Origin of the sequence: Pseudoalteromonas sp. OFAV1, from assembly GCF_021532595.1 — a bacterium.
Lineage (GTDB): Bacteria > Pseudomonadota > Gammaproteobacteria > Enterobacterales > Alteromonadaceae > Pseudoalteromonas > Pseudoalteromonas lipolytica_C.
Window position 1 is genome coordinate 1 of record NZ_JAKGBG010000083.1, and the last position, 8079, is coordinate 8079.

At 40.2% G+C, this 8079-nt stretch carries 8 protein-coding genes, 1 tRNA gene and 1 pseudogene; 2 read left to right on the forward strand and 8 right to left on the reverse strand.

Annotated elements, in window-relative coordinates; translation table 11 throughout:
- From L1267_RS23240 to L1267_RS23260, 5 genes are all read right to left on the reverse strand, one after another.
- The coding region (locus tag L1267_RS23240; protein WP_235384374.1) for a TonB-dependent receptor at positions 1–1733 on the reverse strand (1733 nt) is incomplete at its 3' end.
- 408 nt (positions 1734–2141) lie between these two features.
- Positions 2142–3317 (reverse strand): mandelate racemase/muconate lactonizing enzyme family protein, encoded by a 1176-nt coding sequence (locus L1267_RS23245; RefSeq protein WP_062567189.1) that lies wholly within the window; start codon positions 3315–3317, stop codon positions 2142–2144.
- A gap of 9 nt (positions 3318–3326) precedes the next feature.
- Positions 3327–4094: a class II aldolase/adducin family protein gene (locus L1267_RS23250; protein ID WP_054552449.1), complete on the reverse strand. Its 768-nt coding sequence runs from the start codon at positions 4092–4094 to the stop codon at positions 3327–3329.
- A gap of 128 nt (positions 4095–4222) precedes the next feature.
- Positions 4223–4546, reverse strand: a complete 324-nt coding sequence (locus tag L1267_RS23255) for a c-type cytochrome (RefSeq protein WP_135923281.1) — start codon at positions 4544–4546, stop codon at positions 4223–4225.
- Between the two features lie 105 nt (positions 4547–4651).
- Positions 4652–5191, reverse strand: a complete 540-nt coding sequence (locus L1267_RS23260) for a DUF2058 domain-containing protein (RefSeq protein WP_135923280.1) — start codon at positions 5189–5191, stop codon at positions 4652–4654.
- Positions 5192–5423: 232 nt separating this feature from the next.
- On the opposite strand from L1267_RS23260, the gene L1267_RS23265 reads away from it, so the two are divergent.
- On the forward strand, positions 5424–6560 hold the full coding sequence (locus tag L1267_RS23265) for an MFS transporter (protein WP_138556685.1): 1137 nt from the start codon (positions 5424–5426) through the stop codon (positions 6558–6560).
- Here the strand turns inward: L1267_RS23265 and L1267_RS23270 are convergent.
- Together L1267_RS23270 and L1267_RS23275 are read right to left on the reverse strand one after the other, a co-directional pair.
- Positions 6527–7027, reverse strand: coding sequence for a prolyl-tRNA synthetase associated domain-containing protein (locus L1267_RS23270; protein ID WP_135923278.1), 501 nt, complete (start codon positions 7025–7027; stop codon positions 6527–6529). The genes L1267_RS23265 and L1267_RS23270 overlap by 34 nt on opposite strands.
- A complete protein-coding gene (locus L1267_RS23275) occupies positions 7028–7414 on the reverse strand; it encodes a hypothetical protein (RefSeq protein WP_235384375.1) in 387 nt (128 codons plus the stop codon).
- A 166-nt stretch (positions 7415–7580) separates the two neighbouring features.
- Here L1267_RS23275 and L1267_RS23280 point away from each other — a divergent pair.
- Positions 7581–7656, forward strand: a tRNA-Ala gene (locus L1267_RS23280).
- Between the two features lie 133 nt (positions 7657–7789).
- Here L1267_RS23280 and L1267_RS23285 read toward each other — a convergent pair.
- Positions 7790–8079, reverse strand: a pseudogene (locus L1267_RS23285) (glutamate-5-semialdehyde dehydrogenase); the annotation flags it as partial.

Below are 8079 nucleotides of genomic sequence, written 5' to 3' on the forward strand. Positions count from 1 at the left end.
GTTTTGAAGCTCGTTAATAACTTACCTGTAGTACCCCAACTATCGAACTCATCGATACGTAAACCAACTTTCACAGCAAAGTCATCAGTTACCTGCCAGTTATCTTCAAGATAGTAAGCTGTTAATTCTGATTCAAAGCTACCACCACCGTCAAAGATACGATCTTCAACATAATCAAGTGCAGCACCTGTGTTATTGGTAAGCGCTCCATTATCTGCTTGCCAGCTACCATTTGCAGCAAGTGTACGATAGTCATAGCTATGACCACCAATTGGTTGGCTGATTCGCTCTGATTTACGCTCTTGATAATCGATACCAAAGCTAATTTCGTGTGCATCCCACACATACTCAACATCTAAGCGATATTGTGTATTGTCATCGTTATTTGCACCAAAACTACCCCCAGCACCACAGCCGGTGATTGGGTTTGAAGTACCACGTGAGTCAGTTACACTTGGACAAACCAGATTTTCAGACTGAGTTTCATATTCAGTTTTGATGTTACCTGCCATTGCAGTAACTACTAAGTCTTCTGTTAAGATACCGGTATAGCTTAAGCTTTGTGCTTTACCACCACGCTTTAGAAGTGCTCCATCAATACGATCGCCAATTGCACCATTATCATACTCATAAACAGAGCGCTCAATATCACGACGGTTTGAGTAAGCAAAATAACTCAATCGATGGTTATCTGTAATATCCCAATCAAGCTTACCACCCCAGAAAAGGTTATCACCACCTGATGCTGACTCTTTACGGTATTGATCGTTTGGTGAGAATTCGTCACCACCCCAAGTGTATGTAGACTCTGTATCACGAGGGTTCACTAAGCCGTAGAAGAATAAAGTATCTTCTATTAATGGACCCCCAACTGCCAAGGTGATATCAGCGCTATTATCAGAGGCTAAGCTTTCATCTCGGAAAATTTGCCCCGCACCTTGATTACCACGTGAAATTGAGCCTTCTTCTTGAAGCGAGTCAGGAGCATATTGCACAACTGCAGAGAATTCCCACTCATTGGTACCACTTTTAGTTGTGGTGTTAATCGTACCACCAGTCGCTCGGCCAAACTTCGCTGAGTAACCACCCGTTTTTACTTGGAATTGGTCGTAAAACTCAAATGGAACTTCACCACAACCCAAACCTTGGCGCGTATTCGTTACTTCAAGACCATTGATATAACACGCATTTTCAGCAACAGATGAACCACCAAATGACGCTGTGTTACCAAATGCACTATCACCTTTAACCGCACCAGGAGCAAGTAACGCAACTGACGTAAGATCCCGGCTGATAGGCATACGGTCAATTTCAGCATCAGTAATAACTAAACCTGAGTCAGCTGTAGATAAGTCGATAGATGAAATACGCGCACCGACAACTTGAATAACTTCAGGACCCGAATTTGAAACGCTTGCTAAATCAAAGTTTGCCTTTGAGTTAGCACCTAAAGAAACACGAACCTTGTCTTCAGCAACAACATTACCGTCTTTTAGAATCTGAATGTCATAGTTACCTGAAGGTAGTGATGCAAAGCGGAACGTTCCATTTTCTGAAATATTTAAAGTACGCTCTAAACCTGTTGCTGGGTTTTTTACTTTTACAGTGTATGAAGAGGTATTTGCCACATTCTGAACAGAACCAATAACGTCTGATGCTGATGCGGGAAGGGCTAGACCTAGCGATGCAGTAACTGCTATCGCGGTTATGCTTTTCCGAAACATTGATTTCATTTTTGTATCCCTGTTTAAATTATAATTATTCACGCCTTTTAAAAGGCACAATTACATTAGTAAAGTGAAACAAAAATGTAAATTAAAAAATATAAATATATTACAAAAAATCCATATTTATTAGAATTACGGGTTAAATGTAACTATATGTAATCAATGAATTTTACATATATAATCTTAGAAACATAAACAATGAACATATGAAAAGTATTAAAACAACAAAATAGACCAAAATATTTAACATTTTAAAGAGTGAAAATAAGGTATCAACATTGAGCTACACACCTATTATTTAATAAAAAAGCTTAATAAACAAATGTTAACAATTACACTTTCTTACAAAAAAAGCCCTAACGGGCTTTTTTATTGTTTAAAAATAAATTTCAACTCTGATAATGTGAACTAGTGTTATTTAATCTCAACACGTTGTGAGCGCATAACCACTTCGTCATTTAACTCAATACCGATACCTGGCTCTTCTGATACTTGGAAGAAACCATTTTTAGGTTGTGGATCTTGAATACACAATTCACGGTTCCACTTTTTAATTGCATAAGTATGATGCTCGTGAATTAAGAAGTTAGGAATTGCGGTTTCTAAGTGTAACGAAGCTGCTGTTGCTACTGGGCCGCCACACACGTGAGCTTGAATACGCACATCAAAAATATCGGCATAATCACACACTTTTTTAGTTTCAGTGAAACCACCACATAGGCCTAAGTCTGGCTGTAGCACATCAATACTTTGATCTTCTAAGTATGGACGCACACCCCATCGGTTATACAAACGCTCACCACCAGCAATTGGCACCGCTACTTTGTCGGCAACTTTTGCATGTAATGAGTGATTTAAGTAGTTCACTGGCTCTTCGTAATACATACAATCGAACTCTTCAGCAATTTCACCAATTTGAATTGCAGATGTCGCACCTGGCAAACTGTGACATTCAAAAATAATATCAACTTCGTCACCTACCGCTTCACGAATGGCTTGCATACGTGCACGATACAATTTCATTTCTGCGCGAGAAATGATGTTAGTACGATCGTAATAAGTGTTACCGTTTTTATCGTACTGAATTGGGTCAACTTTAACCGCATCATAACCTTCAGCCATCGCCTTAAGCGCTGCTTCTGCGTATTCCTGTGGGTGAACAAGTGCTTTAAATTCGCTGTCCCAGTCAAACTGTAATTGTGATGCATAAGTACGTAGCTTATCGTTAACTTTACCACCTAATAGCTGGTAAACAGGCAAGCCTAATGCTTTACCTTTAATATCCCAAAGTGCGGTATCAATAGCGCTCATTGCGGCATACACAACAGGACCACCGCCTAAACCCCAAAAGCTTTCGCGTAGCATTCTTGACCATAATTTCTCTGTTTGAAATGGGTCATGACCAATTAAAAATGCATCAGCCATTTCTTTGATCATTGCCGCTGCAGCACTGTGACCTAAATCATAAGCAAGGCCTGCCTCTCCCACACCGCTAATACCTTCATCAGTATGAATACGCACAAAAACAGGTGTCCAAGCAGGTCTGTCTGGACAATGAATATCGAACACTTCGACGCGATTAACTTTCATGGTTACTCCTTACTGAGCAAAACTAGGATCAAGACGATAAGCTTTACGCAACATTGCCGGCCAAGCTAACTGGCCACCGGTGCTGCCGCTATGCACGACATTCGCTTGATTATAAATATTATCGATAATAGGTTGTGGTACTGGGATTGCTGTTTGACCACTGGCTTGGATAGCTAATTGAATTTCACAGGCACGCTGTAAATCATAAAAACGCATAAACGCATCACCCACTGTTGGGCCAACGGTTAAACCACCGTGGTTAACCAATAACATGTGGTTGGTGGTGCCTAAGTCATCTTGCAAGCGCTTTTTCTCATCACTGTTTACCGCTAAGCCTTCGTAGCCATGATAAGACAATGATGGCAATGAGAACATTGAGTATTGGCTAAGTGGCAACAGGCCTTTTTCTTGCGTTGCAACGGCGATGGTTTCTTTTGTGTGTAAATGGATAACACAGTGTGCGTCATCACGTACTTCGTGAATGGCACTGTGAATAGTGAAACCAGCCGGGTTAATTTTAAACGGCGTGTCATCAAGGATATTGCCTGCTAAATCCACCTTCACAAGGTTTGACGCAGTCACTTCATCAAAACTTAAACCAAATGCATTTACCAAATAGTGATCCGTGCCTGGTAAGCGCGCCGATAGGTGGGTGTAAATTAAATCCCCCCAACGGAAATGCTCAACCAAACGGTAACATGCCGCTAAATCTACGCGTAGCTGCCATTCCTGTTCAGATACTTTATTTTTTAAATCGAGTTTTGGTAAGTCAAACATGGGAAACCTTGTATATGTGACAAGCACAAATAGATGTATAGAAGTCTAAAACACTATTAATCGATGATCAATAGCTGATACAAAAAGGCCACATCTAGAGATGTGGCCTTTTCTTGCTAAAGTGGCGTTTATTTTACTTGCGATAAATAATCAGCAATTGCAGCCATTTCTTCTTCAGATACGTTTGCAACCATTGCTTTCATTGCCGCAGCCATACCGTTACTACGTGCACCTGACTTGATGTCTTTCATTTGTGCTAGTAAGTACTCTTTATTTTGGCCGTTTAATTTAGGGTACTGAGGCATGATAGGTGCTTTACCTTCTGCACCATGACATGTTTGACATAGCTTAGCTGTGTAAAGTGCTGCACCATCTGCTGCCATTGTGTTAAAAGATAGGCTTGCAGCCATTGCAATGCCAGCCCCACATAAAACTTTTGTAATCTTGCTCATATTAGTCTTCTCTTTTTTGACGGGTTATTAAACATTTTCTTTAGTGTAGACCATGATTTAACAATATTGCACCCGAAAATTGTAATGGTGGCCGGTATAAGATAACTACCAGATCAAATCATCAGGTACTTCAAAATCAGCATACGGATCATCTTCATCTTTCTGCTTATCTTCAGGCTCAACATGGAACACTATGTAGTCTTCGCTAACTTCAGCGACTTTTCGTGCTGGTTCGTCTTCCAGTACAAAAAATTGGCCTTCTAAAACACAAATTGCCAAACGGCCTCCTGCAAGGGCTTTTTGTGTTTTTTCATTTACCTCTAGCTCCTTCACTTTATTTTGATAAGTGAAGTTAAAGGTGCGATCACCACGAATTTCATCTTGATTGTGGTGCTCTAAAATCTGCTTTACGCGAGCCACTTGCTCACGCTGTTTTTGCTCTTCTAAACGTGCTTTATTAAGCTCGTCGGCTTTTTTCTGCTGCTCAAGCTTTGTTTGTTCAATATGCTTTTGTAAATCACTTGGGTTGCTCGTAGCACCTTTTTTCTTCTTCTTTTGCTGCTTACGCTTTTCAGTTTTAGCCACCTTAGCTTGATGTGACGTTGTTAACCCTGCTTTAAGTAATTGATCTTGTAATGAACCCATGACTAAATTCCATATAAAAATGCCTAATTAGGGTTATTTTAATCAGCAATACGAACAAATAACAGTGTTCAGCTTAGATGATTCACTGCAATCGAGTATATTGCTGTGAGATTAACATGCGATGAAATCATGACATATTGATTTAACGCAAGATTTATCATTTTAGTCGTCTTTGAACTTGTAAAAAAAGCTGTACCCTATAAGCTAAAGCTTTTCCTCTTGGGAGCTAAAAATGCAGCTGCGACATTTGTTACTTTGCTCTGTATTTATTTTCTTTGTTTTATACGCCCCACAACCGTTACTTGGATTATTTGCTAGTCATTTTTCTGTCTCGCCAGCTACTGCTGGTAGCTTAATGACCGCGACTATGCTGCCACTAGCCATTGCTCCTTTGGTGTATGGCTTATTTTTAGCTAAGCGAAACCCGCTGACAATTTTAAAGATTGCCATGTTTGTGTTGGCTATAAGCTGCGTTGCTTTTACTTTAGCACCAAGCTTTGAGCTGCTGTTGCTGGTACGCTTTATTCAAGGGATCACCCTGCCTGCTGCGCTCACAGCCATGACCAGTTATATTGGTGTAACTTATCAGGCTGACCAATTACAACGTAATATGACTCTTTATATTGGCAGTACCATTGTCGGTGGATACTTTGGTCGTATGCTTGCTGCCTTATTCACTGACTTTTTAAGCTGGCAAAGTTTTTATTATGTGATTGCGGTAGGATTAATACTGTTTGCTGTCGTTATTCCTAAATCAAGCAAAACTGCCACAATTCATGTAGCACAGTCACCACTGCTATATCTGAAACAATTAAAAGATCCGCTTGTGCTAAAGCTCTACGGAGCCGTTTTTTGTATGTTCTTTTGCTTTGCTGCGCTGTTAAATTATTTGCCCTTCATCTTACAAGATAGCTTTGCTATCACTAATACTCGAGATATTGGTCTGGTTTACAGTGGCTATTTATTGGGAGCACTTGCCTCTATAGCTACCCCTTGGCTGTTACGAAAGTCATCAACTCCTTGGCGCTTACTAACATGGGTATTTGTCTTTTATAGCCTGACGATGGTGCTTTTAATGAGCCAACAATTAGTACTTTTTGTTATTGCTTTTACTGGTTTTTGCGGCGCAATGTTTGTAATCCACTCAAGTGCAGCCCCACTGGTTAATAAAATCAGCAACGCTCCTGCAAGTGTAACCAATGGAGGGTATGTTTCGTTTTATTACAGTGGTGGCGCACTGGGCTCATTATTGCCAGGGCTGGTGTATCAGCAACACGGCCAAATTGCTTTTATGACCGTGCTACTTTTAGTTTGCTTAGTAGGTTTAAGCTTAGTTTATTTGGCAGGTAGAAATACAATACGCGGTTGATGGCCGGTACTTTCAAAAAATAGCTCTAAGTCCTCTTTTTTCATCAGCCATGTAGCCGTATTTTCAAAAGGATGACAATGAAAAAGCTCGTTAAACCAAATTTCTTGGTCTAGCCAAAGGGTAACATTATTTTGCTTATCGTTTAAAAGTGCCAGCATAGAAACACAGCCCGGTGGCACTTTAAGATAACGCGCTAATCGCTCATCAGATGCAAATCCTAAGCGCGATAGCCCTTGCTGCTGAGCTATAGCTTTTAAGTCAAGCTGCTTATCGTGAGCGGTGATCACTAAAAAGTGGCGCTTGCCTTCGTTATCTCGTAAAAACAGGTTTTTTAATCGTGTGCCCGGTCTATCGAGCATAAATTTGTCGGCATCTAAGCTGCCGTGCAATGGTGGATGCTCAATCACCTCATAATTGATATCTAACTGAGCTAGCGTAGCTGCCAACTTGCTCTTATCTGCATACATTTACAAACAACGTCCTCGTAATTGCACACTTAAATCACGCCACAATACTTCGTCAATAATGTGTTTATCGTCGCAGTATTGTCGTGCTTTAAGTTCTTCATTTAATAATTCGACCGCTTGATCTTCGAGCATGAGTTTTAAGTTGCTCGACTCTTCAAATACTTCTTGCTCAGCAAAGTCTTTAAACTGACTACGTGTCATTGGCTTATCAAGGTTGATTGGACGTCTTCCTTGCGCCTTAACTGACACTACATAGGCAAAAATTTTATTGCCTTGGTCGTCACTTTTTTCGTAAAACTGTTTATTATTAATTTCAAAAGGCGGGGCCTCCTCTTGGCTTGCGCAACCAGCAAGTAATGCAAGTAAAAGCCATGCTATTTTTTTCATTATTGGATAAGCCTTGTACAGTGAATGGGCTCTAGTCTAGCAAAAATAAAACTTCAGAGTAAAAATTCGATCAATTTAAAAAAAATACTTGACCAAAAAGATAAAAATAATTAAAGTTCACCCCGCTTGAGACGCAAGACTTAAGCATCCTGTATTTTAGGAATGTGGGGCTATAGCTCAGCTGGGAGAGCGCCTGCCTTGCACGCAGGAGGTCAGCAGTTCGATCCTGCTTAGCTCCACCACTTTCCTACCTCTTTTAGGCAATCTGCCAAATTTAAATATCTAAAAAACTCATCTTTATATTTCGATTCGTTTTATTTTAGACACAAAAAAACCGAGCAAAGCCCGGCTTTTTAAACTATTACTTTTTAGTGATTACTCACGAATTTGACCTTCGCCATTCACTAAATATTTTTCTGTTGTAAGTGACTCAAGACCCATTGGACCATAAGCATGTAGCTTTGTTGTCGCAATGCCAATCTCAGCACCTAAACCTAACTGTGAACCATCAGAAAAACGCGATGACGCATTAACCATTACCACAGATGCATCTACACTACGTTGGAATAGCTCTGCAGCGGCTTTGTCTTTAGTACAAATCACTTCGGTATGGTTTGAACCAAACTTAGCAATATGATCAATGGCACCAGCAAAGTCAGGTACAA

What these genes read in the sequence shown, in the direction of transcription:
- L1267_RS23245 (WP_062567189.1), bottom strand. Translation starts at nt 3,317, where the DNA reads ATGAAAGTTAATCGCGTCGAAGTGTTCGATATTCATTGTCCAGACAGA.
- L1267_RS23250 (WP_054552449.1), bottom strand. Translation starts at nt 4,094, where the DNA reads ATGTTTGACTTACCAAAACTCGATTTAAAAAATAAAGTATCTGAACAG.
- L1267_RS23255 (WP_135923281.1), bottom strand. Translation starts at nt 4,546, where the DNA reads ATGAGCAAGATTACAAAAGTTTTATGTGGGGCTGGCATTGCAATGGCT.
- L1267_RS23260 (WP_135923280.1), bottom strand. Translation starts at nt 5,191, where the DNA reads ATGGGTTCATTACAAGATCAATTACTTAAAGCAGGGTTAACAACGTCA.
- L1267_RS23265 (WP_138556685.1), top strand. Translation starts at nt 5,424, where the DNA reads ATGCAGCTGCGACATTTGTTACTTTGCTCTGTATTTATTTTCTTTGTT.
- L1267_RS23270 (WP_135923278.1), bottom strand. Translation starts at nt 7,027, where the DNA reads ATGTATGCAGATAAGAGCAAGTTGGCAGCTACGCTAGCTCAGTTAGAT.
- L1267_RS23275 (WP_235384375.1), bottom strand. Translation starts at nt 7,414, where the DNA reads ATGAAAAAAATAGCATGGCTTTTACTTGCATTACTTGCTGGTTGCGCA.